This window comes from Moorena sp. SIO3I6, from assembly GCF_010672095.1.
This window is the reverse complement of the sequence record NZ_JAAHHU010001067.1, coordinates 1-1724: the sequence shown is the minus strand read 5'-3', so window position 1 is coordinate 1724 and position 1724 is coordinate 1. Positions and strand designations below refer to the sequence as shown.

Genomic DNA, 1724 nt, shown 5'->3' with positions numbered 1-1724 from the left:
GCCAGTTCCACAGCAAGATGCCCATTCTACAGGTGCGACCGGTGGCGAATTTAATTATTAATAGGTGAAGCGCACCTAAAAACTTTTCCAATCATTCCATGATTCAGCAACATATATTGAAACTGGCAAGATGCCAGTTCCACGCAAGATGCTCGTTACACCCACCGGATCAATCCGAAGCTTGCAGTCTTATAATCACTGCTGGTTGTTAAAAATTAAAATTAGCTGATAACTTATATGGAAATTCCTAAATTACTCAACACTGAAATCAGTGATGTAGCAGCAACATCCCTAATTACGTTGTATTGCCATGCCCTAGAGAGCAAGTCAAAATATCCAATTTTAGATGATCCATTAGCTGTTGAAATTACTAATAAATTAAATCCTGAATTATCCCAGTCAGATAACAAGCTTTATCAAAGCTTAGCTAAGGGCAAGGTAGAGAAAAATTTGGTGGTTCATATTGCTATGCGCGCCAAACGCTATGATGATTATGTCAGAAATTTCCTGGAGCGATCGCATGACGGAATTGTGGTTAATATTGCTTGTGGCTTAGATACTCGTTTCCACCGGATCGATAACGGAAAAGTTATCTTCTATGACCTAGATTTACCAGAGGTGATAGCGGTTAAAAAGAAATTGTTGCCAGAAACTGAACGCTATCGGTTTATTCCGTCTTCGGTATTGAATTATGAATGGATGGAAGCAATTAAAGAGTTGAAGGCTGATTCAGTTTTATTTATGGCAGAAGGGCTGTTTATGTACCTTCAAGAAGAGGAGGTAAAATCATTAGTATTGAAACTGCAATCAACCTTTCCAGGTTGTGAAATTATTGCTGAATTTGTCAATGCGGCTTGGTTAAAGCCCCCTCTGCAAGGAATAATGAACAGAAAATTACAACGGGATTTGCAGTTTGGAAAAGATGCTACGTTCAAGTTTGGGATTCGAGACAGTAAAGACTTGGAGAGTTGGAATCCCGGTATTGAATTCCTTGATGATTGGTTTTATCTTGATGAACCAGAAAAGAAACTTGGTTTGTTGAAAATTTTCAGAGATATTCCATTTTTCAGGAAAATAGTGTGGACTGCTCGGTATAAATTAAATTGAAAGGGAGTAGGGAATAGGCAAGAGGCAAGAGTCCAGTAGGGTGCGTTAGGGGCGGACTTGCCCTCATCTTGAACCTTGTAGCCAGCGTTGATATAGTCCGCACCGTAACGCACCACTAAGGCAATAGGCAAAAGGCAAGAGTAACCTCTGAACAAGATGTTAATCCGTAACTACCAAGTATCAGATGCCAAAGCTGTTTTCGATGTCTACAAAAATGCTATCATGGGGATAGCTTCACAAGCGTATAATAGTAAACAAGTAGAGATTTGGTCATCCTATCCTAAGGATAACGACCAGTTTACCAAACGGCTGAGTATGGGAATAACACTTGTTGCGGTTGATGGCAATAAGGTGGGGGCTTTTGGTCAATTACATCCCGCTAATCACATTGATTTACTGTTTACGGCAAAAGACTACTCTCGGCAGGGTTATGCTACAGCGATTTACCAACAATTAGAAGATGAAGCGTTAAGGCAAGGGGTTAATTGTATCTATACTGAAGCTAGCAGAATTTCTAAGTATTTCTTTCTCAAACAGGGATTTACTATTATTGAACCGGAGACTGTATTCCTCAATGGGGTAGGGTTTGAACGGTTTAGGATGCAAAAGGTCATGTA

Annotated in this window: 2 protein-coding genes; both read left to right on the top strand. The window is 39.8% G+C overall.

Annotated features, from left to right (window positions below):
* Positions 1–237 precede the first annotated feature (237 nt).
* Entirely contained in the window at positions 238–1107 is an 870-nt protein-coding gene (locus F6K49_RS46175) for a class I SAM-dependent methyltransferase (RefSeq protein ID WP_293109139.1), read from the top strand.
* 156 nt (positions 1108–1263) lie between these two features.
* The coding region (locus F6K49_RS46170; protein WP_293109136.1) for a GNAT family N-acetyltransferase at positions 1264–1724 on the top strand (461 nt) is incomplete at its 3' end.